The 25,879-nt window shown below is 41.8% G+C and carries 23 protein-coding genes; 10 read left to right on the top strand and 13 right to left on the bottom strand.

The features are described from left to right. The first annotated feature begins 111 nt into the window (after positions 1-111). Positions 112-840: a (Fe-S)-binding protein gene (locus ALKIM_RS0100845; RefSeq protein WP_026473017.1), complete on the top strand. Its 729-nt coding sequence runs from the start codon at positions 112-114 to the stop codon at positions 838-840. On the opposite strand, the gene ALKIM_RS17120 is transcribed toward ALKIM_RS0100845, so the two are convergent. The 3 genes from ALKIM_RS17120 to purB all read right to left on the bottom strand — a co-directional run bounded on the left by ALKIM_RS17120 (position 831) and on the right by purB (position 4,793). Beyond that, the gene (locus ALKIM_RS17120; protein WP_052345182.1) at positions 831-1,505 is read right to left on the bottom strand and encodes a hypothetical protein; all 675 of its coding nucleotides are present in this window, start codon (positions 1,503-1,505) and stop codon (positions 831-833) included. The two genes, ALKIM_RS0100845 and ALKIM_RS17120, sit on opposite strands and share 10 nt — an antisense overlap. An 84-nt stretch (positions 1,506-1,589) precedes the next feature. Next, entirely contained in the window at positions 1,590-3,416 is a 1,827-nt protein-coding gene (locus ALKIM_RS0100855; protein WP_026473018.1) for an ABC transporter ATP-binding protein, read from the bottom strand. Between the two features lie 21 nt (positions 3,417-3,437). Further along, positions 3,438-4,793, bottom strand: a complete 1,356-nt coding sequence (purB, locus tag ALKIM_RS0100860; protein ID WP_026473019.1) for an adenylosuccinate lyase — start codon at positions 4,791-4,793, stop codon at positions 3,438-3,440. Positions 4,794-4,947: 154 nt separating this feature from the next. On the opposite strand from purB, the gene ALKIM_RS0100865 reads away from it, so the two are divergent. The 5 genes from ALKIM_RS0100865 (at position 4,948) to ALKIM_RS0100890 (ending at position 10,158) form a co-directional block, all read left to right on the top strand. Next, positions 4,948-6,348, top strand: a complete 1,401-nt coding sequence (locus ALKIM_RS0100865) for an NfeD family protein (RefSeq protein WP_026473020.1) — start codon at positions 4,948-4,950, stop codon at positions 6,346-6,348. Positions 6,349-6,569: 221 nt separating this feature from the next. Beyond that, positions 6,570-6,797 carry a hypothetical protein gene (locus tag ALKIM_RS0100875; protein WP_026473021.1) on the top strand — a complete coding sequence of 76 codons (228 nt, stop codon included), beginning with the start codon at positions 6,570-6,572 and terminating at the stop codon, positions 6,795-6,797. Positions 6,798-6,988: 191 nt separating this feature from the next. Further along, positions 6,989-7,477, top strand: coding sequence for a hypothetical protein (locus ALKIM_RS19715; protein WP_157363682.1), 489 nt, complete (start codon positions 6,989-6,991; stop codon positions 7,475-7,477). Between the two features lie 68 nt (positions 7,478-7,545). Continuing rightward, a complete protein-coding gene (locus ALKIM_RS0100885) occupies positions 7,546-9,789 on the top strand; it encodes a TonB-dependent receptor (RefSeq protein ID WP_044117659.1) in 2,244 nt (747 codons plus the stop codon). A 60-nt stretch (positions 9,790-9,849) separates the two neighbouring features. Then, positions 9,850-10,158, top strand: coding sequence for a heavy-metal-associated domain-containing protein (locus ALKIM_RS0100890; protein ID WP_026473024.1), 309 nt, complete (start codon positions 9,850-9,852; stop codon positions 10,156-10,158). Between the two features lie 78 nt (positions 10,159-10,236). Here the strand turns inward: ALKIM_RS0100890 and ALKIM_RS0100895 are convergent, their stop codons facing one another. Both ALKIM_RS0100895 and ALKIM_RS0100900 read right to left on the bottom strand, forming a co-directional pair. Beyond that, the gene (locus ALKIM_RS0100895) at positions 10,237-10,848 is read right to left on the bottom strand and encodes a fumarylacetoacetate hydrolase family protein (RefSeq protein WP_026473025.1); all 612 of its coding nucleotides are present in this window, start codon (positions 10,846-10,848) and stop codon (positions 10,237-10,239) included. A gap of 36 nt (positions 10,849-10,884) precedes the next feature. Then, on the bottom strand, positions 10,885-11,655 hold the full coding sequence (locus ALKIM_RS0100900; protein ID WP_026473026.1) for a 3'-5' exonuclease: 771 nt from the start codon (positions 11,653-11,655) through the stop codon (positions 10,885-10,887). Between the two features lie 399 nt (positions 11,656-12,054). On the opposite strand from ALKIM_RS0100900, the gene ALKIM_RS17125 reads away from it, so the two are divergent. Continuing rightward, positions 12,055-12,729 carry a phosphatase PAP2 family protein gene (locus ALKIM_RS17125; protein ID WP_044117660.1) on the top strand — a complete coding sequence of 225 codons (675 nt, stop codon included), beginning with the start codon at positions 12,055-12,057 and terminating at the stop codon, positions 12,727-12,729. Between the two features lie 146 nt (positions 12,730-12,875). Beyond that, positions 12,876-13,145 (top strand): hypothetical protein, encoded by a 270-nt coding sequence (locus ALKIM_RS0100910; RefSeq protein WP_026473027.1) that lies wholly within the window; start codon positions 12,876-12,878, stop codon positions 13,143-13,145. Positions 13,146-13,247: 102 nt separating this feature from the next. Here the strand turns inward: ALKIM_RS0100910 and ALKIM_RS0100915 are convergent, their stop codons facing one another. The 7 genes from ALKIM_RS0100915 to ALKIM_RS17130 all read right to left on the bottom strand — a co-directional run bounded on the left by ALKIM_RS0100915 (position 13,248) and on the right by ALKIM_RS17130 (position 20,429). Continuing rightward, positions 13,248-13,967: a head GIN domain-containing protein gene (locus ALKIM_RS0100915; RefSeq protein ID WP_026473028.1), complete on the bottom strand. Its 720-nt coding sequence runs from the start codon at positions 13,965-13,967 to the stop codon at positions 13,248-13,250. An 89-nt stretch (positions 13,968-14,056) separates the two neighbouring features. Next, a complete protein-coding gene (locus ALKIM_RS0100920) occupies positions 14,057-16,222 on the bottom strand; it encodes a S46 family peptidase (protein ID WP_044117661.1) in 2,166 nt (721 codons plus the stop codon). Between the two features lie 50 nt (positions 16,223-16,272). Beyond that, positions 16,273-16,848, bottom strand: a complete 576-nt coding sequence (locus ALKIM_RS0100925; RefSeq protein ID WP_026473030.1) for a Maf family nucleotide pyrophosphatase — start codon at positions 16,846-16,848, stop codon at positions 16,273-16,275. 6 nt (positions 16,849-16,854) lie between these two features. Next, positions 16,855-17,799, bottom strand: a complete 945-nt coding sequence (locus ALKIM_RS0100930) for a geranylgeranylglycerol-phosphate geranylgeranyltransferase (RefSeq protein WP_026473031.1) — start codon at positions 17,797-17,799, stop codon at positions 16,855-16,857. 42 nt (positions 17,800-17,841) lie between these two features. Then, complete coding sequence (locus ALKIM_RS0100935; protein ID WP_026473032.1) at positions 17,842-18,357, bottom strand: KdsC family phosphatase; 516 nt, start codon at positions 18,355-18,357, stop codon at positions 17,842-17,844. Between the two features lie 54 nt (positions 18,358-18,411). Next, entirely contained in the window at positions 18,412-19,182 is a 771-nt protein-coding gene (locus tag ALKIM_RS0100940; RefSeq protein ID WP_052345185.1) for a Rossmann-like and DUF2520 domain-containing protein, read from the bottom strand. Between the two features lie 11 nt (positions 19,183-19,193). Beyond that, on the bottom strand, positions 19,194-20,429 hold the full coding sequence (locus ALKIM_RS17130) for a hypothetical protein (RefSeq protein WP_052345188.1): 1,236 nt from the start codon (positions 20,427-20,429) through the stop codon (positions 19,194-19,196). Positions 20,430-20,731: 302 nt separating this feature from the next. On the opposite strand from ALKIM_RS17130, the gene ALKIM_RS0100950 reads away from it, so the two are divergent. Together ALKIM_RS0100950 and tdh are read left to right on the top strand one after the other, a co-directional pair. After that, complete coding sequence (locus ALKIM_RS0100950) at positions 20,732-20,935, top strand: DUF6132 family protein (protein ID WP_026473034.1); 204 nt, start codon at positions 20,732-20,734, stop codon at positions 20,933-20,935. A 105-nt stretch (positions 20,936-21,040) separates the two neighbouring features. Continuing rightward, on the top strand, positions 21,041-22,072 hold the full coding sequence (gene tdh / locus ALKIM_RS0100955; protein ID WP_235714351.1) for an L-threonine 3-dehydrogenase: 1,032 nt from the start codon (positions 21,041-21,043) through the stop codon (positions 22,070-22,072). Between the two features lie 61 nt (positions 22,073-22,133). On the opposite strand, the gene purL is transcribed toward tdh, so the two are convergent. Beyond that, positions 22,134-25,826 (bottom strand): phosphoribosylformylglycinamidine synthase, encoded by a 3,693-nt coding sequence (gene purL / locus ALKIM_RS0100960; protein ID WP_026473036.1) that lies wholly within the window; start codon positions 25,824-25,826, stop codon positions 22,134-22,136. Positions 25,827-25,879 lie beyond the last annotated feature (53 nt).

The raw sequence follows: 25,879 nt of genomic DNA on the forward strand, positions 1-25,879 counted from the left end.
ATGACTTAATACAAAAATATGAATTAAAGGTTACAAAAAGCTACTTAAAAAAATAATATCACACAAAAACAATTCCATTTTTCTATTTTTGGGGTTACAAAATTTACGGCCATGACAGTCGACTTGTTCATCCCTTGTTTTATAAACCATATTTTACCTGATACTGCCTGGAGCGTTGTCAAAATTCTGAAGAAAGCAAATATTGATGTGGCATATAACCCTTCACATGCCTGCTGTGGACAACCCACGTTTAACAGTGGCTTTTGGCCACAAACAAAAGAAATGGCAGAAAAATTTATCCACGACTTTCCCCACAACCGGCCAATAATAGTTCCTTCAGCATCATGTGCCGCTTTTATCCGAAACCATTACCCTAAGCTATTTAAACATGATGAAGCGCAGCTAGCAAACCTGGAGCGCATCAAAAAAAATGTAATCGAATTATCGGACTTCCTGGTAAATCATATTCACTACACAGATACAGACGCCAGTTTTCCGCACAGGGTGACTTATCACGATGGGTGTTCGGCATTAAGAGAGTATGGATTGAAAAGTGAACCTCGTAAGTTGTTAAACAGCATTAAAGACATTGAGCTTGTTGAAATGGAAGAAACCGAAACCTGTTGCGGCTTTGGTGGAACCTTTATGGTAAAATACACCGCACTATCCATAGCCATGGCTGAGCAAAAAGTTGCAAATGCATTAAAAACAGGCGCAGAATACATCGTATCATCAGAAGCATCGTGCCTAATCAACATCAAAAGTTACATCGACAATAACAAACTGCCAATCCAAACGCTTCATTTGGCTGATGTGCTGGCTGCGACTCTTTATAAATAACCTGTTGACTCATCCAACAAACCATCATCGTCAAAATCAATCATAATATCAGCCGGGGATAGATAAATCTTTCGCTTATAATCTTTGTAAGATTCGCTGGCCTCGGATTCATCTAGTACAAATGTGGCCCAAAGAAAGAGATAATGTCTAAAACCAGCATTTATAACCATTTGATCAATCTCATGCTCAAAGCGCATTTTACCGCGTTTTGAAAGATATTGCCATCCTCGCGCCAAAACACCAAAAAAACCTCGTTCTGAGAAATCCTTTATGTGCATCATTTCATGTGCCCACAAACCAACTTGCGCGTTTAAAGGAACATCATGATAATAAACGCCATTAAAATCATCGCGATTATTAACCCGAATGATATACTTGCGGTTTTCTCTGCTTCGAAACAGTAAAGAACCAAGCGTAGGGCGAACATTCATGGTTGTATTAATGCGCGAACTGCGGGCTTTTATCCGTTGATCATGCAAGAAATAGAGATTATCTGCAATTTTTTCAAGCGGTGCAGCATATTTATCCGGTATGTGCCACGATGCAGGAAAAGTTGAGTCGTATTCTGAGCCATCGCCCCCAGGGAGTGCCTTTGCCCAGAGATTGACACCAACAACTGTAAAAAGGAAGTATAGAAATAGTGAATTTATCGCCAAACGCCTCATATCTCATCTTTTGTAATTCATACGACAATTAATTGCCGATGGTTACAAACCTCAAATAATAAGCCATTTTAGCGTTAAAAACAATTAAGATTCCCTTATCTGAAGACTATGCAGTTTTCGATAGATGCCATCATGCTGTATCAATTCGCTGTGCGTACCTGTTTCAACAATCTCCCCTTCGTGGAAAACACATATCAAATCTGCATTGCGAACCGTTGACAATCGGTGGGCAATGACAATGGACGTGCGGTTTGCCATAAGATTTTCGAGCGCTTGTTGCACCAGAAGCTCAGATTCTGTATCCAAAGCAGACGTGGCCTCGTCAAGAATTAAAATGGGTGGATTTTTCAGCACGGCTCTGGCAATGCTCAACCGCTGACGCTGTCCACCTGAAAGTTTTCCGCCGCGGTCGCCAATCACCGTGTCATACCCATGTGATGTCTCCATGATAAACTGATGTGCATTGGCAATCTTAGCTGCTGCCTCAACCTGTTCGGGTGTTGCGGAATCTACACCAAAAATAATGTTGTTGTATATGGTGTCGTTAAATAAGATGGCTTCCTGATTAACATTGCCCATCAAACCACGTAAATCATGAATCTTGAATTGTCGGATGTCGATTCCGTCAATCAGAATCTCACCCCCCTGAATGTCATAGAAACGCGGCAGCAGATCCACGAATGTGGACTTGCCGCTCCCTGACTGTCCAACAAGCGCAATGGTTTTGCCTTTGGGTATGTGTATGCTTACATTTTTAAGCACGTCGCGCTCACCATAAGCAAAGGTCACATTTTTATATTCAATGCTGTGGTCAAGTGTTTTAATCTCGAGCGGGTTTTCAACCTCTTTGATGGTGATTTCTGCATCCAGAATACGCTCAATGCGTTCATAGGCTGCCAATCCTTTTTGTATGCTAAACAATGCATGCGAAAACGCTTTGGCAGGATTTATTACCTGATAGAAAATTCCGATATAGGCCAGAAAAGCTGCTGGCTGTAACCCACTTTCGGCATTCAAAATCAATGTGCCTCCAAACCATACGACAAGTACAATCACGATGGTTCCCAAAAATTCACTCATGGGATGAGCCAAATCTCTTCGCCGCATCAACTTATTCATGATAAGACGATAGCTGTTAATTTCACCATCAAAACGTGTATTCATGCGGTTTTCGGCATTAAAGGCCTTGATGATGCGCAAACCGGAAAGCGTCTCTTCCAAAACGCCCAGAATGTCTCCCATTTTATTCTGTCCCAACATGGAGCTCTTCTTGAGACTTTTACCAACTTTACCAATGATAAATCCAGCAAATGGTAATATCACGAGAACAAAGATTGTCAGCTGGTAACTAAAAATGAGCATAGTAGTTAAAAACACCAGAATAAGTACCGGATTTTTAAGAAACATATCCAACGACGACATAATTGAGTTCTCAACTTCCTGAACATCTCCGGTTGAACGGGCGATGATATCGCCTTTACGCTCTTCACTAAAGAAGCCCATGGGCAATCTGATGATTTTATCGTAAATAAGTTGACGTAAATCCCGAACAACACCATTACGGATACCTACACTTGTGTACGAAGCCAAATAGGCCGCTGCTACCTTTAAGAATGTACCAAATACAAGAAAAACACCTACAAAAAGCAGCGACCAACCGGGGCCGTATTGCGATTTTAAAAGCGTTATATAATAATAAAGGTTATTCTTAAGCGATGAAAAATCCATAGCCCAAGGCATTAAGGCATACACTTCGCTATCCTGCATCAGAATAATTTCAAGCATGGGCACCATAAGTGCCACGGAGAACACGGCAAATAGTGCCGACAGCAGGTTAAACAGAAAGTTCAGCGCAAGCAAGTGCTTGTACGGTGGTATAAACCTTAAGGCGATTTTCAGAAAATCAGTCATCAATAAAATACAATAAATAAATCAATATAAATTAATTCCGGTATAAGTATGCGGGGTTAACATCCGCAACTCCTCCTTTACCGAATCAGAAACAGCCAGTGTTTCAACAAATTCAGCTATCGAGCGGGCATTAATCACGCTATTTGTGCGTGTAAGTTCCTTCAAGGCTTCGTAGGGATTTGGATACCCTTCACGCCGCAGGATTGTTTGTATGCCCTCAGCAACCACTGCCCAGTTATCTTCCAAATCCTGTTTGATGGCGCTTTCATTAAGCAATAGTTTACTGAGTCCTTTCTGAATGGATTTGATTGAAAGTACGGTATGACCAATCGGAACACCAATGTTTCGAAGGACAGTACTATCAGTAAGGTCACGCTGCAAACGGGAAACAGGCAGCTTCGACGCCAGGTGTTCAAACACCGCATTGGCTATACCCAAATTACCTTCCGCATTCTCAAAATCTATAGGATTAACTTTGTGCGGCATGGCACTTGAACCTACTTCACCTTTCTTAATCTGCTGCTTAAAATACTCCATCATGATGTATGTCCAAAAGTCTCTGCACAAATCAATCATAATGGTATTGATGCGCTTAAAATTATCGAACGTTGCTGCCAGATTATCGTAATTGCTTATTTGTGTAGTAAGTTGCTCACGCTCAAGCTTAAGATGCTCGTTCAGGAATTTATTGCCGAAAGCCGCCCAGTCAACCTCAGGATAGGCAGCATGGTGGGCATTAAAGTTACCTGTAGCACCGCCAAATTTACCCGAAATGGGAATACTCTTCAACAAAGCAAGCTGGGTATTGAGTCGCTCTACGAATACTTTCAACTCTTTTCCCAACCGGGTAGGTGAAGCTGGTTGTCCGTGTGTCTTCGACAGCATAGGTATGTCGCGCCAGTCAGAAGCCATTTGATCCAACTGACCAATTAGCTCTTCGAGCAAAGGATAATAGACATCGTGAACGGCATCCCGAAGAGAGGCTGGTACCGCTGTATTGTTTATATCCTGAGAGGTAAGACCAAAATGGATAAACTCTTTATATGCATCCAATCCAATGGCATCAAACTGCTCTTTTATAAAGTACTCAACCGCTTTAACATCGTGATTAGTAACAGCCTCGATACTTTTTACCCGCTCTGCATCCTCCAGTTTAAACTCTTTGTAAATCTTGCGTAAAGCGTCATATTTACGCTTCTCAAAACCTTGTAACTGATTTAAAGGCAAGTCACATAACGCAATAAAATACTCCACCTCTACCATCACACGGTAACGAATAAGAGCATATTCAGAAAAATAGAGCGCCAGGCCGTCCACTTTGTTACGGTAACGACCATCAATAGGAGAAATGGCGGTAAGTAATTGTATGTCGAGCATGATATTAAAATTGAAATGAACGGCAAAGGTAGTAAAATTGCATCGATTAACTTTTTATTTCAACGCCTAATATTAGCGTTTCAACTACAAGTTTGTGCAGGGAGATGCGTAAAAATCACTATTTTTGATACAACTAAAACTGACACACACTCACATGAAAAGATTCTTAGCAACTGTAATAGTTTTAACAATAATGATGAGCCTGATGGCCCGGAATACAGATGCCAATGAAAGGCCTATTGTGTATCGACTACCAATTTTCAGCAACATCAACAGCACCACCTGGGTACACACGCAAAGAGCTTTTGCTGAAGCAGAAGAATTAAATGCCGAAGTGATTATCATCCACCTGAATACCTATGGCGGAGAGGTTGTGTTTGCCGACTCCATGCGCACAAAAATACTCAACAGCCAGATCCCTGTTCATGTATTTATTGATAACAATGCAGCCAGCGCCGGCGCATTGATTTCAATTGCCTGTAACAAAATATTCATGCGTCCCGGCGCAAACATAGGGGCAGCAACCGTTGTGAACCAATCCGGCGAAGAGATGCCCGACAAATACCAGTCGTATATGCGTTCAACCATTAGGGCAACAGCCGAAGCACACGGAAAAGACACCCTGATTGTTGGCAATGATACCATTGTAAAATGGATTCGTGACCCAAGAATTGCTGAAGCAATGGTTGATGAGCGTGTTGAAATACCTGGGATTATTGAGAAGGACCAGGTTCTTACGTTTACCGCCCTCGAAGCATTGGAAAACGGATTTTGCGATGGCATTGCGAAGAATATGGAAGATGTGCTTGAGCAACTCGGAATTGAAAATGCTAAAATAGTTTCGTTTAAAGCTACTTTCTACGATAACATAAAAGGATTTCTTACAAGTCCCATACTCAGAGGATTTTTAATTCTGGTGATTTTGGGTGGCATCTATTTTGAAATGCAAACTCCCGGCATTGGCTTCCCCATTGCGGCAGCATTGTTGGCTGCCATCTTGTATTTTGCGCCATTATATATTGATGGGCTGGCTGCCAACTGGGAGATAATCCTCTTTACAGTCGGTATTCTGCTCATTGCAGTTGAGATATTTGTGCTGCCGGGCTTTGGGGTTGCAGGTGTCACGGGGATTGTATTTGCCGTCACCGGCCTCGTTTTAAGCATGCTCGACAACGTAGTTTTTGATTTCTCAAATGTGGACACCAGTGCCTTTATGGAAGCTTTTCTAACAGTAATGGGCGGCATATTTGGCGGTTTTATTGTAATGATATATTTAAGTAACAAACTGGTTGGCTCAGAAAATGGACCAGTATCAAAAATTGCGTTAACAACCTCTCAAGACCTTGAATTGGGATATGTAAGTGTGGATTCGAGCATGAAAAATCTGGTGGGTAAGTCGGGGATAACAGCCACCGTATTGCGGCCATCGGGAAAAGTAACCATTAACGATGAAACTTATGATGCGCGTGCAGTGGAAGGATTTGTGGACAAAGATGAGAAAATTTTGGTAACCGGATTCAGTTCAGGTCAGCTAAACGTTAGAAAGCATCAATAATAGAACCTTGTTGGCAACTATTTGTTAGAACTGGACGAAAAAAAATTGCAAGGCCACATACAATCTACTAAGTGATAAGAGATAAGGTGCGATTTGAGAAATTTTGGGCAATAAATAAAAAAAATGCGAAATTTGCTTCTTCCATTATTGGAAAAATCGAAAATTTCGTATTTTTCAGCCGTGATTTCAATCCATTTTTTAACTAAAGGAGGAATAAAAAAATGAAAGGAAAAAAGCTTCCCAAGAAGAATTCCGGCGTCCTTTATCAGGATGAGGATACTCTAAGAAAGTCGGGGGTAAAGCTATCAAAACAGAAGAGATCCAAGAAACCATCCATTTATGATGAAATGGATGACGTGGAGGACGAATATGCATCGGATAATGATTTTGACGATTATTATGAAAACGACATGGTCAACAATGAAGATGAGGACGATGACCTTTACTAGATGAAGACAAACCATTAACTTAAAGTCAGGCAGGTGTAACCAGGTTGCATCTGCCTGTTATATTTTAAAGCACCTAAAATCATTAACCTAACTTTAACAGCCTCGTTATAAAAAGACTTTTAAATATTCATTACCTTTGTAAGATGAAAACCCCCATCAATGGGGGACAGGAAATGAAATAAAACATAATTGTGAAAACAAAGCTTAATGCGATACTATCCGTTGGATTGCTGGTGTTTCTTATACCGGCTACGCTTGGCTTTGCACTCATTCATCACAATTGTCAGGGCTGCGAATGTCACGAGAAGGAGACAGCATTTCTCATAATTCCCAACCCAAACCACCACAACCATTTTACGTGTAGCTGTGCAGCGCATGACAATACTAACAACGCTTGCCACTCTTCGGCAGAGGCAACATGCAGTTGTATGCATACAAATGGAGAACATCACCCCGATTGTGATGTGGATCTGAAAAAATTTGAGGTACCATTTACTTTTTCCCTTTTCTCAAAATGGATTCCAGAGCCAACAATAATCAATATTGCGCTCATACCGGCATCTTTTGTATATAATGAAATTTCAGAATACCCGCTATTCACAAACAGTGGCAACCTCTCTCCGCCAGTAGCTTTATCGGGCGCTGAAAGGCTAATTCTGCACTCCGTATATAGATTATGATAAATTGATTTCCTGCTTCTTTTTTTTGGAGTATTAAATCGCATTTTTTTATCATAATCATACTACAGATGAGACTATTAATAATATTACAGCTATTACTCTTTATAATAACCGGAATATCGGCACAAAACACCGTGGGTGGTTTGGTGTATGAACTAAAAAACGACAATCGGGAGCCTATAGCAGGCGCAAACGTATATTGGTCGGGAACAACCATTGGCATTTCAACCAACGAAGAGGGTCGTTTCCAACTCCCATGGACAGGACAGAACTCAAAACTAGTGGTAAGTTTCGTCGGATTTGAGTCTGACACCATACACATCACTCGTCCGGGGCTAGCATACGAAATAAACCTCTCACAGGACAAATTGCTGAATGAAGTAACCATTGCAGCCCGACAACCTGGCGCACACATATCCAGACTAAACCCTATCACCACAATTGAGATAACCGGAGCAGAATTGTGTAAAGCAGCCTGTTGCAGCCTGGCCGAAAGTTTTGAAACCAACGCATCGGTGGATGTGTCATACACAGATGCGGCAACCGGTGCGAAACAGATTCAACTACTGGGCTTATCCGGAACTTACGTTCAGATGCTTACCGAAAATATGCACACAAGCAGAGGATTGTCTTCTGTGTATGGTCTGGACTTCGTACCCGGGCCATGGATGGAATCCATACAGGTATCAAAGGGAGCGGCATCAGTTACCAATGGTTATGAATCACTAACAGGCCAGATAAACGTACAATATAAAAAACCGGCCACATCGGAAGCGCTGTTTGTGAACGGATTTGCGAGTTCAAGCGGCCGTTGGGAGTCAAATGTGAACACCGGCTTTAACCTTGGCGAAAAATGGCGCACTGCCATCCTTGCCCATTCATCGGCCGATGCAGTTAAAAATGACCATAACAACGATGGTTTTCTGGATGAGCCTGTGACACGGCGCAACACTTTTATGAGTAGATGGGATTTTAGACCCAACAGCCATCTGTTCACACAATTTGGCGTCAAAGTTTTACAGGAAGACCGCACGGGTGGCCAAAAAGTGTTTAATCGCAATGCAGATCCATTCGCTCAAGATGCGTATGGAATCATTGTTGATTCAAAAAATCTGGAGTCCTTTTTTAAAACCGGATACACTTTTGAAAACGATGAAGATAAAAGCGTGGCCATTGTAACCAACTTTACTCGTCACGAACAGGAATCTCTTTACGGAAGAAAGTATTATGATGCTACTCAAAACTACTTTATGGGTAACCTCATCCTCTCCTCCTATATTTCGGATGCGGAAAAGCATAAATACACTACCGGCATAAGTTATATCTATGATGACCTTGCAGAATCGCTTACAGGCGATGTGAGCAACATGTCAATTCCTGACGGCAGTCGAACCGAACACATCGCCGGAGCCTATTTTCAATATACCTATACAATTCCTGAGAAACTTACATTTCTTGCAGGTTTGAGGGGTGATAATCACAATTTGTACGGTTCATTTTTCACACCGAGAGTTCACGTGAGATACAACCCCGATGAACATTTCGTAATCAGACTTTCGGGAGGAAAAGGTTACCGCACCCCAAATGCACTGGCAGAAAACAACCCTCTGCTGGCCACTTCGCGAAGCATAATTATATCGGATAACATTACGTTGGAAGAAGGCTGGAACTATGGGGTAAATCTTACCAATTACATTCATATTGGCCATCGCGAGATGACTTTAAATCTGGAGTACTATCGCACCAGTTTTATCAATCAACTCATAATGGATCTCGATAGAGACACACGTGAGGTTTACTTTTACAATCTGGATGGCAAATCCTACTCAAATGTTTTCCAGGCTGAGGCATCCATGGAAATCTTCAGGGGGATGGATATGGTTGCAGCCTGGAGGATAAATGATGTGAAAGTTACAACCAATGAATCGCTGCAACGAAAAGCACTTCAAAGCAAATACAAGGGAATGTTAAACTTTTCATACGCCACTCCCCTGCCCCGCTGGCAAATTGACTTTACAACCCAGTTTAACGGACCTGGACGAATCCCCACAACAGCAGGAAACCCAACCGTGGAGACAAGAAGACCGGAGCACTTTAGTGCATATCAGATCCACAACGCACAATTAACCCGTTATTATAGAAACTGGAGTTTCTACGCAGGAGTTGAAAACATCGGAAACTATACACAGAATGAGCCTATCATTGATGCCGCTTCTCCTTTTGGCAACAATTTTGACAGTTCGCTGATTTGGGGTCCCCTTATGGGACGCAAATTCTATTTCGGATTCAGATTCAGTATAGACCGTGGATAATTATATTGTAACAGTAAAACTCTATTAAAATCAATTATAAACAAACATAAAACAAGCATTATGAAACTCATCACCTTAATCATTGCTTTTTTAGGCTTTTCAGTTATCTCATTGCATGCCCAAAGCAATGACCGCAAACCGGTAACAACAGAATATTCTGTTAACATTGATTGTCAGAAATGTGTTGATAAAATCACAAAAGAACTTGCTTTCACACGTGGAGTAAGAGATTTACAATTTAGTATAGAAAATCAAACCGTAGCAGTAATCTACCGCCCCGATCGCTTATCGAAAGATGTGATTGAAAAGAAGCTGAAAGACTTGGGTTACGAAGTATCAGAGATAAAGAAAGAGGAAGAGACAAATTAGCAACAAAAAAAAGAGCGTCACAAAACTAACCTTAGATTTTGTGACGCTTTAATTTTATTATACGTGATGGGTACTGTTCTATTTCACCAGAAAATCAAAGAACAGCTCTTCTTCGATATAGCCTTGTAATCTGTCGCCAATTGCAACAGGCCCTACCCCTGCAGGAGTTCCGGTATATATCAAATCACCGATTTTAAGCGTAAAATAACGCGACACATGTGAGATGATTTGATCAACGTTAAAAATCATATCTCTGCTATTGCCCATTTGCCGGGGTTGACCATTTACCAGAAGACTAAAATTGATGTTATTTAAATCAGTATACTTTTCCTTGGCCACAAAACCGGAAATAACTGCTGAGCCATCAAAAGCTTTGCATTTTTCCCACGGCAACCCTTTCCCCCTTAATTCATCCTGTAAATCGCGTGCGGTAAAATCTATGCCCAAACCAATTTCATCATAATATCTATGCGCATACTGCGCCTCAATGTTCTTACCCAAACGGCTTATTTTAATTACCAATTCCACCTCATGATGAAAATCTTTGGCAAAATCGGGCAGATAAAACGGTGAATTGTTGCGTAAAATTGCCGAATCGGGTTTCGAAAATACAACCGGCTCAGGAGGAAGCGGATTTTTTAACTCTTTGGCGTGTTCTTCGTAATTGCGCCCAATGCATAATATCTTCATACACACATTATTTTAAAAGATACAAAAAGCCAATGATTACTTTGCGTTAAATTGACGCAGTTTAATAGCGGTAAGAACTTTCTTGGTGTAAAGGGGAAAATCACCATTCATCATCCATCCGTAGTATCCGGGATCCTTTTCAAACACTTCGGTTACGCTAACACCTTTGTACTTTCCAAAATTAAAAACCTCTTCGTCTTTCTCATTAAAAATTATGCGACCGGCAAAATCCGCGTTACGATTAAACGAGGAGAACTCAGCCAGTGAGGCAATGTCATTCTTAAGTTCAGAATAGCGCTCCAACTGAGCCTTTAGGATTTCGAACGTTGCAAGCGTATCAGCTTCTGCACTGTGCGCATCATTCAAATCTTTATCGCAATAAAACTTATATGCGGCTCCTAAAGTCCTTTTTTCCATTTTATGGAAAATTGTCTGTACGTCCACAAAATGACGTTTACTCATATCAAAGTCAACTTCTGCTCTTAGAAACTCCTCTGCTAAAAGCGGAATATCAAACTTTATGGAATTGAACCCGCCAATGTCACAACCTTCCATAAACTTAGCCAACTCCCTTGCCAACATCTTAAATGTTGGGCAATCCTTCACATCCTCATCATAAATACCGTGTATTTCAGATGATCGTTTGGGTATTGGCATTTCTGGATTTACTCGATGGCTGCGCATTTCCTCTTTCCCGTTGGTATGGATTTTTAGAATGGCTATCTCAACGATGCGGTCTGTTGCAATATTTATCCCGGTGGTTTCCAGGTCAAAAAACACTATCGGATTCTTCAGTTTTAACTCCATAAATAAAAATTATTTACCGGATGAAGACTGTATAATTCGTGTCATCCGGTTGCTATTTGTCAGATACAAATGTAATCATTATGTAGCTCGAATCACAAAATTGACCAACCCATAGTAGGAAAGATATTGTATTTCGAGAGAAACAATACCTGCACCTTATCAACCGAGTAGTTGGTAAAAACACGAAATGGGAAAAGGTGCAGATTAGAGAAAAAGAAAGATAAACTGGCAGTACACCTTATTAGTGATACGCCATTTAACGATACCCCAACGCTCAACCCAACCTACTTAATAACTAAAAAAACAGGATTCTTGCAGTAAAAAAAACCAAACTGCATATATTTGTAGTTCAACCGCATCTATTTTGTACTAAAAAGTAATAATTAAACATCTTTAGTTTTGGACGCAATCATTCAACTAGACAAAGAACTTCTTCTTTATCTCAACAGTTTCCACTCTCCACTTTGGGATAACTTCTTCTGGGTTTTTACCAGTGTTTCTGTATGGATTCCCCTCTATGCATCCATTCTATGGGTTGTGTGGAAAAGGCTGGGATTGAAAGGCGTATGGGCAGTACTGGCCATTGTATTAACTATTGTTCTTTGCGATCAGGTTTCAAGCTCCTTCTTCAAACCCTTTTTTGAACGATTCAGACCGAGCTGGGAACCATCTCTTGAGGGATTGGTAAGGCTGGTAAATGAAAGAAGAGGTGGAAGATTTGGCTTTGTATCATCCCACGCAACCAACTCAATTGGTCTGGCGCTGTTCACATCATTGCTTTTCCGAAAGGCCTATTTTACCATTTTTATTTTTATTTGGGCAATAATAAATTCCTATTCCAGAATATACATGGGTGTTCACTACCCTGGAGATATCATCGGAGGTGTTCTTCTTGGCGCGGCCTTGGGATATGGCGTATATGCAGTCTACGGTTGGTTTTCGCGAAAGGTTATTTTTAAAAAGGGAGAACAAAAGCAAACCTTTGGTTCAGAAGTATGGATATCGGTTTTAATTGGCATCCTTTCAATTACAATCATATTTATCTCATCAAGACTCCTGTTGAAGTTGATGTAAAAAAGGAGACAATCAATAATAATCGCCCTTTGGCTTATTGATTAATTTTTGTTAAAACAAACACGATTGTTGTTAAATTTCTATTAAGATTGAAAGAAGTTTTCTATATTTAAAACTATCAATAACCGCTTTAAAACCTTTCAATCATGACTGCAACAATCACATTTAACCAGCTTAGGAGGATTAAGGATAGTCTTCCGGAAGGCGCAACACGTGTTATCGCCGAAAATTTAAACCTCGACGTGGAAACAGTCCGAAACTATTTCGGAGGGGCCAACTACGATCGGGGTAAAACAGTAGGGATACATATTGAGCAGGGGCCCGATGGCGGCGTTGTCGAACTCGATGATACAACCATTCTGGATATGGCTCAGGATATCTTAGACGGAAAAGTTAGAGTAGAAAACCAAACCTGATAATTTCAACCATACACAACTGATTAAATAAAAGATAAACAAGCGGGGCAAAACCATACTGGTAATTGCCCCGCTTTCTGTATCAAAATACTTCGTTAGCGTTTATCGGCGCTTCACGCTTCCTCCGCTCGACTGACTTACTGATCGCATCAATCCTTCGCCATATACATTCACATGGCCACCGGAACTGGCAGAAGCAACAACTTCAGATGTACAAAAAACATTTATATGACCGCCTGAACTGGCTTCTGCTGATACTTCTTCAGCAACCAAATCGGCAGCATTAATATGTGCACCGCTGCTGGCTTTTGCAGTCAGTTCCCTAACCGCTCCTTTCAAATTAATGTGCCCCCCCGAAGAGGCCTCCATATTAAGGCTGTAGCAATCTGCTTCTAACCTGCATGCGGCTCCGGATGAAGACGTAAGTTGCAACACATCGAGCAGCAGCATGCCTTCTGATTGAACCTGTGCCCCGGAAGAGGCTTGTAACGCTTCCAATCTGGTAAACGTGACGTAAACAGATATTTTACCTCGGTTTGGATTACGGCGAAACAATCCCTTTGCCTGATTGTAACTGATACGGAGATCTCCATTGGTAGATTCTACAACCACGCGGTCGATTATACTCTCATCGGCTTCAACAACAGCTGAATTCTCGGTACCCTGAACAAGGTAGAGAAAAATACCGGAACTTACCCGGATAGAGTTAAATGGCGCAACCGGACGGGTCTCTTTTACCACCCCCTGATTTTCAGCAAATACGCAACTCACCAATAGCAGCGAAATGCAAACCATGCACATTGCGGTTAGGTTTTGTTTCATTCTTTAAAGTTTAAAATTTCACATCTAAAGTTATGACAACAAGTTGATGGCAAAAGTTACAGCAGAATGATTTTTTTTTGCAAAAAAAATCAAGGCACCAGATTCAACTCCTCAAGCAGGTAGGATGCTCCGGCAAACTTATCAATTATGAATAGTGCATAGCGTATGTCAACAGAAATATTGCGGCATTGCTCCGGATTAAACATCAAGTCGCTCATAACGCCTTCCCATGCACGATCAAAATTAACACCTATTAGTTCACCTCTTCCATTGAGCACAGGACTTCCTGAATTACCGCCTGTTGTATGGTTAGTTGCCACAAAGCAGACAGGTACCGTGCCGTTAACTGCATAGTTGCCATAATCTCGCTGATGATACAACTCCTGCAAACGCAGAGGAATGGCGTAGTCCGGATTACCAGTAGCGAATTTCTCAAATATGCCATCGAGGGTGGTTTGATATTGATACTGAACCGCATCACGTGCCAGGTAGCCACCTACCCGACCATAAGCTACCCGCAATGTAAAATTTGCATCAGGATAAAAAACGCGTGTACTGTCAAATGCCATAATACCCTGCATATACAATCGGTTCAGACTGTCAAGCGTCTGATTCAATCGGTTAAATCCGGGCAAAATGTCATTGTAATATACATCACGAAGCTGACGGAAAAAAGCTAGCGCTGGATCATTCTGAACCTGACGCAACTGACGTTTTGACAATGAGGAATTAAACTGTCTCACAATGTTTTCATCAGTAAAAATTGTAGTAGAAAATAAATTGGTCATAAATGCATTCACGTCGCCTTTGTATTTGGCATCAATATCTTTGAAAATATTACCATGAAATTGTTGCGGCACAGACTTCCGGTACTTATGCATTGCAGCAGGCGTAATTTCCCGGTCGATGGACAAGGAAAAATCCTTAAAATGATTATTAATTTCAATTTCCAACTTATCCCTTTCCGCATCTATCTGCTCCTTTGTGAAATTTTCAGTTCCATACATGGAGAACAATTTTTCAAACGAGCCGGCGAAACGGATCGTCTCCAAACCGCGACGACCAATCAACTCCATCATAAAATCCCGCGCAAGCCGGTAATCGATATATGATTCATAGGTATCGCGGTACAAGTCGATAATATTACCATACCTATTGTATCGTTCCGGATGCGCCTCAACCCATTGGGTAAAATCCGCTTCAAACATCTGCTTTACAGCAACTGCATCTAAAATCCCCAATCCTCTGATTTCACCTTTCCATCGCTTCCACGCGTTGGATAACGAAGCATTTTTGGAAGCATACTGTATTCGTACCAACGCATCGTTATCCATATAATGATTCATAATGTTTAGTTTCGCGGTGCGCAAATCAATTAACGCAGGATATACCGTTTCGGTAAGCATCTGCAAATGAAACGATGGCACATACTGACTTGTACTTCCGGGATAGCCAAACACCATTGTAAAATCACCCTCCTTAACTCCGGCTGTTGATATCGGAAAGTGCCACGCAGGTTGATACGGTACGTTGCCGGGCGAATAATCGGCCGGCTGATTATTGCTATCAGCATATACTCGAAATAATGCAAAATCACCTGAATGGCGTGGCCACATCCAATTGTCTGTATCACCCCCATATTTTCCGATGGAGGATGGCGGTGCACCTACCAGACGCACATCACGAAACACCTCATTGACAAACAAAAAATATTGATTCCCATGATAGAATGATTCAACAGATGCTGTGTAATGGGTTCCTTCAGTGGCTTCTGTTACAATCTTATCCATATTGCGCCTGATGAGATTTGCCCTGTGTGAACGCGCCATGTCATCTGACACGCCATGAAGCACACGTGAAGTCACATCTTCCATCCGCTTTAAAAAGCGCACCTGCAAATTGGGATTCACAAGTTCTTCCTCTTTTGAATATGCCCAAAAGCCATCCTTCAAATAATCATTTGTAACACTGCTATGGCTCTGAATAACTGAATATCCGCAATGATGGTTTGTAATTAACAGGCCTTCGGCAGAAATCATGCTTCCGGTACATCCGCCTCCAAACACCATTACAGCATCTTTCATGCTCGATTGATTGAGACTAAAGATATCCTCTGCGGTGAGCTGAAAGCCTTTGGACTGCATCTCATCGATATTATACTTTTCAAGTAGAATGGGAATCCACATTCCCTCGCCGGCCAATGCCCGACCGACTACAAACACCCATAAAATGACAATTGTAAAAAATCTAATCATATTCCAATATTTTATGCTTAATCAAGAATTTTGAGTCTATTTAATGAATTCTAAAACCGATGTAACGCTTCGTAAACCTTGTCCACTGGCAATCCCATGACGTTGAAATATGAACCTTCAATGCGATCGATACCAATTAGGCCAATCCACTCCTGAATGCCATAAGCGCCGGCTTTGTCAAATGGCTTATAATTATCCACATAATACTCTATAAGTTCTAATGAGAGAGGTTTAAAAAACACATGGGTAGATGCATCAAAGGCTACCTCCTTCTCTTTGCTCTTAAGCACAACCCCGGTTATTACAGTGTGCTTCTGACCCGCAAGTTGGCTGAGCATGAGGATGGCGGCATTGCGGCTTTCTGGTTTGTTGAGCACAATGTTATTTAAAGATACGATGGTATCGGCAGTTATGACGATAACGCCCGGTTGCGACCAAAAAGCATAATAAGCAGCTTGCTTCCGACGAGCCAAATAGAGTGGCACCTCAGAAGCAGGCATTGAATCGGGAAAATCTTCGGAAATATCGTTATTTAACTCAACAGAAAAGTCGATGTTGGCCATACGCAACAACTCCTGACGACGAGGAGACTGCGAAGCTAGTACAATAGAATATGGTTTCTTCATGAAAAACTAAACAAAAAAACTGCGGGCCACAAGCGTAAACACTATGCCAAAAAGCATAATTAATTTGCTAATTTGTGATGCCCAGTGAAACTGATGTGGCTCTTTTGCACGAAACACCTGCCATATCAACAACAAATAGGGAATGGTTAAAAGAAATATGAAATAGATCAAAGCAATGAGGCTAATCCGGATTTGAGGAACAATAAAAAACACCACCCACAAAGCTACTACTGATAAGATGGATAGCAGTATGACAATACTCCTTGTATAGTCGATGCCCATTTCGATGGGTAAGGTGCGGCAACCGGCCTCCTTGTCGCCCCGCACATCTTCCATATCCTTGATAATTTCACGCCCCAGATTACTGATAAAGGCAAAAAAGGCAAAACCAGTAGTCCAAAACCAAGCCATTGAGCAAGCTTCTGTGTCCAAAATAGCTTCTCCGTGCACTCTGGCCAAAGAAGCAAATTCCAGTGATACCACAAAATATGGAACAAGAGCCGTTAACAACGATATGGCCAGATTACCAATTAACACTTGTTTCTTTAGTGTTGTGGAGTAGTACCAAAGCAATACCGGAATGAGTATAAACATCAGTGCATAAGTCTCTTTTCTGGAAATATAGGAAAGAAACAACCCTGTGAGCACGCCGGCAAATGTAAACAACACATGTAAAAGCATTACTACCCTACGCGGAAGCACCTGGCCAACAACAACTTTGTCCGGTCGGTTGATGCGATCAATCTTTAGATCAAAATAATCATTGATAACATACCCCGATGCAGCCAAAAAGAGTGTGGTGATGACCAGCAACAGAAAACGCGCATCCGACATAGCCGGCTCCATCCCGTAATAACCAAGCATTGGCAGCAGCAATCCATACCGGAGCAAATACTGCATCAATACAATAATCAAAAGATTTTTGTAGCGAATTAATCGAAGAAATGCCATATTGTTTCAGTTATTTGACCAGATATAAACTCGCGACTTATACTACCAGGTATAATCACTCCCCCACTTGCCATGTGCGCGCAACACCTGCTCCACTACATCGCGAACGCACCCTTCGCCACCTTTTTTATCACTTATATATTTGCACAACGATTTAACTTCCTGAACTGCATCGGCCGGACAAACGGCGATGCCAACACGTTCCATCACATGATAATCGGGCAGGTCATCACCCATGTACATTACATTGTCAGCATCCAGGTTATATTTATTCAGCCAATGGTCTAAATCAGTCATTTTATGCGAAGACCCCATGTATATGTCAGTAATACCAAGGTTCTGATATCTTGTAAAGACAGATTTTGTGTTGCCACCGGTAATAATGGCGATGTTATATCCAAGTTTTATGGCTTTTTGAAGGGCAAATCCATCCTTGATATTAGCAGTGCGCATTGGCTCACCCGATGGGTGCATTGGAATACAATCGCTACTAAGAACACCATCCACATCAAAGGCAAAAGCCTTCACTTTCATCAAATCCTCTTTAAAATTTGTCATATCAAATCAGCTTTTCTGCGAATTTACGCAAAATAGTTATAACAACGCGAGGCTTTAATCAGCATCATACATTTTCATGATGCTTTCGGACATGAGTGCATACACTTCGTGATGAAATGATTTTGTTGGTAACGAATCCATGTGTGCTTTCATTATTTGATGGTCGAACCTTCGGGCAGGACCTGTTTGAGCATGGTGAGGTTTCATGGAAAGAGCCTTTTGCGTGGTCTCAAGAATTAATGGCTTAAGAAGAGAAAAGTCAAGCTCTTTATGCGCAAGCAACTCGTCGGCAAGAGCATACAGATGATTGACAAAATTGCAAGCATAGACCGCACTAATATGAAGCGCTTTACGCATTTCACCGGTGGCTTTTTGCGACCTGTTACTTATTGCATCTGCTACCTCCATAAGTACTCGTCGGGCATGAGATATGTTTCCCTCAACCAACACAGGCACCTCCTTAAAATCAAGCTCCTTATCCTTTGTGAAAGTCTGAAAGGGATAAAATACACCGTGTAAATCAAACTTATTAAGTACCGACATATCCACACTTCCGGCAGTATGAGCCACCACTCCTTTCACCAAAGGCATCTGACGAGCCACATCATCAATAAATCTATCTGAAACGGAGATGAAATAAAAATCTGCAGTTACGTTTACATTGCCGATGTCATCGATGGCAGCAGCATCAACCATTTGAGCCAAAATATCAGCATTGGTGATGTCGCGGCTATAAACCTGCAAAATCTCATATCCGGCATTGTGTAGGGCTATTGTTAAATGGGTGGCCACATTGCCTGAACCAATAATCACTATTTTCATCATGGTGTAAGAATTTATCTGGATCGCCGGGGCGGGGCGGGATTTCTTAAATCAACATCGTCATACCAGACCCATTTTCCACGTTCAAAACGCAAGCCATTGTAGCTAAAATCGGGGCCGTAGTACCGGAAATCATTCTCAAACATATTGTCGATGGGCGCAAGATTATCCATAACGATCATACGTATGCCGGCATCATATCGTAACATCATACTTGCACGGTTACTATACTCAAAAATAAGTCTTCGTCGCGACCTGCGCTCATCGGTAAAAATTGCAGAAGCAAAACGAGGGGTGCCATTCGCAGCAATGGTTAGTGCCTCCACTACTCTGATTTTTGAAAATGCTGTGTTTCCATTGTAGCCCAAAAGTGTATAAAAAGTGTCGCCACGATAGCGGTTTTCGAGCAAATCGTAGTACACACAACCATACCATCTGGAGGCAGTCAGGTTAGCTTGCTCGGGCGAGCGAATCGACTTATAAGAGTCGTTTAGTTGAAAGACCCTCACATTGCCATTTAAATGCACAGTAACACCTCCAAAAAATGCATTGTCGCCATTGATATATTCAATGTTCCAGGTGCAAATCTTCACAACACCATCCGGAGATATAAGTGTAGACATCCGTTCGTAGCCCTTAAAAGGATTACGGAACAGTTCCTTTTGGTTTAGCAATGCCGACAACCTCTCCCAAATATCGTGGCTCAACTCTTCCTTACGTTGGTCATTAGCAGATTGAGTGAGTTGATCAAACAAAAGTTTTACTTCAACATCTGGAAAGGATAGCAACTCCTGTGTTCCGTTACTTATAACAAGTGAAGTATATACTTTATTATCTATTGCAAACTGCGTAGATGACAATTCAGGACGAAAAGACTGTTGTACAGACACATCGAGCAAATGGCTAAAAAGTCGGGCAGGCATTTCATTCTCAGGACTCAATAATATCCATATTAACCGCCCCTGTTGCATTCGATAAGGCAATACCCCTGCTAAAAAAACCATATTTGAATCGGATGACACAACACAGTTCCATGATTCGGGCAAATAGGATTCCATATTGTGCTTGGGAAAATTACCGGCCAAAGTCTCCAACTGCGACATAGTATCTACAAACCGGAAACTCTTTTCATTGTCGTCACCAGAAACAAACTCAGCCCATACAGATTTGAATGACACAGTATCGTCAGAAGCGTTAACTTCATAAAAAGAAAAAAATAAAGTGATTATCAACAGACAGTTTAACTTCATACAGTTTCCATTATTAATTTAAAATCGCCCATCTAAAAATATAACAAAAACGGAGCCATACCAAACAACATCATGAAAACGGAGAATATATTTCAAACTAAGTGAAGTAAATACTAAATAGAGAATGAAGCACAAAATCCGAAAGTTGAATCATCCTTTTATAAGGTATTGCTTCGGAATTTTTCCATAACAGACAAAAAACGATTTAATCTGGGAAAATATTGCAATGCAATATTGAAAGTGAATTTTATTATATATCTATATTTTTATATATTTGCATTTGTACATAAAACTTTTAAACGATGGAAAACGAAAAAGAAGTTACAAAAATATCATGGAAAAAAAGATTAATAAGAATGGGAATAGGATTGGTTGCTGGTGCGTTGCTCGGTTACGCCTACTACTATTTTATTGGATGTAACAGCGGTTCATGTTCGATAACTGCGAGTCCAGTAAATTCTGTGCTCTACGGTATGCTAATTGGAGGGGTGATATCCTATAAATAATCTGTGCTGCATGACGATTATCACACGTCAAATTGAAAATCCTTTTGCACTTTTACGTTATCAACAAATTTTGTAATTTACATTATATAAAAGCGCAATAGGACTATGGCAACAATGCGGGCTCTTGTTAAAGCAAAACCGGAAAAAGGCATTTGGATGCAGGAAAAACCGGTTCCGGTTCCGGGACACAATGATGTTTTGATAAAGATTACCAAAACATCCATTTGTGGTACTGATCTACACATCTATAAGTGGGATGAATGGGCGCAAAGAACCATAAAAACGCCAATGATTATTGGTCATGAATATGTTGGTTACGTAGCAGCTGTTGGCTCTGAAGTTTTGAATGTTAAAGAAGGCGATCGTGTGACCGGTGAAGGCCATATCGCTTGCGGACATTGCCGCAACTGCCGTCGTGGAAGGCAACATATCTGCGAGAAAACAGTGGGAATTGGCGTAAACATTGATGGTGCTTTTGCCGATTATGTAGTAGTGCCATCGAACAACGTCATGAAAATAAGCTCCAAAATTCCTGACGAAATCGTATCCATCATGGATCCCTTCGGCAATGCAACACATACTGCATTGAGCTTTCCGCTGATAGGTGAAGATGTGCTGGTAACAGGTGCCGGCCTTATTGGAAGCATGTGCGTTGCAGTTGCGCGATTTGCCGGAGCCAGATATGTGGTGGCCACTGAAACCAATGATTTCCGCGCTGAGTTGGCTAGAAAAATGGGCGCAACAAAAGTTGTTAATCCGCTAAAGGATAGCCTCACGGATACAGTAAAAGAGCTTGGTATGATTGGGTTTGACATTGGTCTTGAGTGCTCCGGATCAACAGCTGCGTTCAACCAGATGCTCGACCACATGTATAACTCAGGAAAAATCTCACTTCTTGGCATATTGCCTTCAAACACAACGGTTGACTGGAACAAAGTGATTTTCAAAGGGCTGACACTTAAAGGCATTTATGGTCGTGAGATGTTCGAGACCTGGTATCAGATGGAACAGATGTTGATGTCGGGACTTGACATATCACCCATTATCACTCATCGGTTTAGTGTGGATGACTACCAGAAAGGATTTGAGATAATGGAACAAGGAAACTGCGGTAAAATTATCCTAAGTTGGGATTAGACTACCTTTAAAACAGAAAAAAACTCCGTAGCGTCTTCGCTACGGAGTTTTTTGTATCTATTTACTTACGCGCCTCAATCCACTTACGTGCGTTTACGAACGCTTCTACCCATGGCGATACCTCATCGTTTTTACGATCGGCCGGATAGTTTGCCCACTGCCAAGGGAAAATGGCTCTTTCCAGGTGAGGCATCATGGCAAGATGGCGACCATCGTGGGAGCATATAGCTGCTGTATTGAAGTCACTGCCATTGGGATTAGCCGGGTAGCCATCGTAGCCGTAAACACCGGCAATATGATATTGATCGGCGGCATAAGGCATCTTGAACTTTCCTTCACCATGTGCAACCCAAATACCCAATCTACTACCGGCTAGTGATTTCAGCATCACAGAATGGTTTTCTCGCACCTCCATATTCACAAATCCGGATTCAAACTTATGTGATTCATTGTGCAACATTCGGATTTTCTCTTTATGCTCCGGATAAATAAGACCAAGTTCTACCATTACCTGGCAACCGTTACATACACCCAAACTTAAAGTGTTATCACGCTTATAGAAGTTATCAAGAGCCATGCGGGCTTTGTCATTAAATAAAAATGCCCCTGCCCATCCCTTTGCAGAACCTAACACGTCGGAATTACTAAAACCGCCAACAAACACGATAAAATCTATCTCTTCCAGCGTTTCTCTTCCGGTAATTAAGTCAGTCATATGCACATCCTTCACATCAAAACCGGCAAGATACATTGAGTAAGCCATCTCCCGGTCACCATTAACGCCTTTCTCGCGTATGATGGCAGCTTTGGCGGCTCTGGTTCCAGAAGCTGGCAATTTGTCAATGCCTAACGAAGCCAGTGTTCCTTTGAACCCGGCCGGGTATTTATAGGTGAGACCCTGATTCTTATAGTTACTATACCTGTTGGCAGCCAACTTTTCGCCACTCTGATGGCGATCAAGCAAGTAAGATGTCTTGAACCAAAGATCACGCATTTTGTCAATATCAAGTTCCAGTTTATCGCCTTTGCCTGTGAACGTAAGTATTCGTTCCTTTACTGGCGACCCTAAAATTGAATAGCCCAGATCATAGTTATCCAACACCGAAAGAACCTCATCGATTGCAGAAACCTGAATCACTACGCCAGGGTTCTCGCTAAATAGAATTTTAATGATGTCGTCTTCCTCAAATGCAGCGAGATCGGCTTTTATTCCGAATTCTTTATTTGCGAAACACATTTCCAGGAGCGCAGTTACGAGTCCGCCAGCAGAAATATCGTGGCCAGCCAAAATCAAACCTTTCTTAATCAACTCCTGAATAGCAGCAAATCCATCACTAAAATAGTCGGCATCGGCAACAGTTGGAGCTTCCTCACCTAACTGATTAATAATTTGGGCAAAACTGCTTCCGCCCAGTTTAAAGGTATCAAAAGATAAATCGATGTGTAACAACTTAGTGTTTGAATCCTTCACCAGAACAGGCTCAACTATTTTGCGGATGTCAGAAACCTCAGCCACTGCACTTACAATAACGGTTCCCGGTGAAAGCACCTGCTCTCCATCCTTGTACTTCTGAGTCATGGACAAAGAATCCTTACCTGTTGGTACATTGATGCCTAAATCAACTACAAAGTCGCTCAGCGCCTCCACGGCATTGTACAATCGAGCATCTTCACCTTTGTTTTTACATGGCCACATCCAGTTTGCACTTAAACTCACACCTGAGAGTCCATGTGTTAATGGTGCCCAAATAATATTAGTAAGCGATTCGGCCACTGCCACAACGGAACCTGCGGCTGCGTCAACCAAAGCAATTCCTGGTGCATGGCCTATAGAGGTCGCAACCCCTTCTTTACCTCGATAGTCGATTGAAGTAACACCCAAATTATTCAATGGCAATTGAATCTCTCCTGCGCATTGCTGTTTGGCCACACGCCCTGTAACTGAGCGGTCAACCTTATTGGTTAACCAATCTTTACATGCAACTGACTCAATTTGCAGCACGCTTTCAACATACTCCTTCACCTTTGAGGCATCGTATGTGAGCGCAGCAAAAGGTTCATCAACCACAACATCATTCATAATGGTTTTGGGAGGATTACCAAACATTTCGGCCAACTGCCAATCTATTGGGGCATTTCCTGCACCATCTACAAATTTAAGATGCTGATCGCCGGTCGTTTCGCCAACCACATACATGGGAGAGCGTTCCCGATCAGCTACACGCTTTAAATCATCAAGATCTTTCTCATGCAGAACAAGTCCCATCCGCTCCTGCGACTCATTACCAACAATTTCACGTGCCGAAAGTGTTGGATCACCAATTGGCAATTTATCCAGATGGATGGTTCCACCGGTAGTTTCAACCAGTTCGGACAAACAATTTAAGTGCCCGCCTGCTCCATGATCGTGAATCGAAACAATGGGGTTATCGTCACGCTCCACCATGGCACGGATGGCATTCATTGCACGCTTCTGCATCTCCGGGTTTGAACGCTGAACAGCATTAAGTTCAATGGCATTGTCGTACTCCCCGGTAGCTACCGAAGAAACAGCGCCACCACCCATTCCAATTCGGTAGTTGTCACCTCCAAGTACAACCACCTTATCACCTTTAACAGGCTCTCCTTTATGGCTGTCTCTTTTAAGGCCAAAGCCAATTCCTCCGGCCAACATTATAACCTTGTCAAAAGCAAACTTTTTATGATTTTCAAAGTGCTCGAAAGTTAGTACTGATCCACAAATCAGTGGTTGTCCAAATTTGTTACCAAAATCGCTGGCGCCGTTCGATGCTTTAATCAATATCTGCTCTGGCGTTTGGTAAAGCCATTTACGCTCTGGCACATTTTTCTCCCATGAACGCCCCCCGTCGGGACGCGGATAGCTTGTCATGTAAACAGCAGTTCCGGCAAGAGGCAGCGAACCTTTACCACCGGCTAGCCTATCACGTATTTCACCTCCCGTTCCGGTTGCCGCTCCGTTAAAAGGCTCCACGGTGGTTGGGAAGTTATGCGTCTCTGCCTTAAGCGAAATAACTGTATCAATCTCCTTTTCCTGAAAGAAATCGGGTTTGTCTTGAGTCTTTGGTGCAAACTGAACAGCATGAGGCCCTTGAACAAATGCAACATTGTCTTTATAGGCAGACACCAGAAAATTGGGATTCTCCTTCGAAGTGCGTTTAATCAATTGGAAGAGTGTACTTTCTTTTTCTTCGCCATCAATAATAAAAGTACCATTAAATATTTTATGACGACAATGTTCGGAATTTACCTGCGAAAACCCAAACACCTCACTGTCGGTAAGCTTTCGCCCGAGCCTTTTACTTAAATCATTAAGGTAACCAATTTCATCACCACTAAGAGCCAACCCCTCCTTCAGGTTGTATGCAGCTACGTCATCTATATAGACGATGGCGTCAGGTTGTTTATCAATTGTGAAAACACTTTGATTCAATCCTTTATATAACTTCTGAAGCATCGGGTCAAATTGTGCATTGGCATCCGCTACTTTAAAAAACTCTTCAATTCTGATGATGCCTTCAATTCCCATGTTCTGAGTAATCTCAACAGCGTTGGTACTCCATGGTGTAATCATTTCCCGGCGTGGCCCCACAAAATAACCTTCCAATGAATCGGCACCAATTAAACGGGCACCACTAAAAAGCCATTCAAGTTTTTGAATGTCAGTATCGGGCAGTTGTTTTTTAACATGAACTGCAACAATTTGATTGGAGTCGCCTCCGAATAGAAGAACCATGAACTTGAGTTTTGAAGTTATTTTAAAACATACGCGCTGCAAATTTAATTATT

The organism is Alkaliflexus imshenetskii DSM 15055, from assembly GCF_000517065.1.
In the GTDB taxonomy this organism is placed as follows: domain Bacteria; phylum Bacteroidota; class Bacteroidia; order Bacteroidales; family Marinilabiliaceae; genus Alkaliflexus; species Alkaliflexus imshenetskii.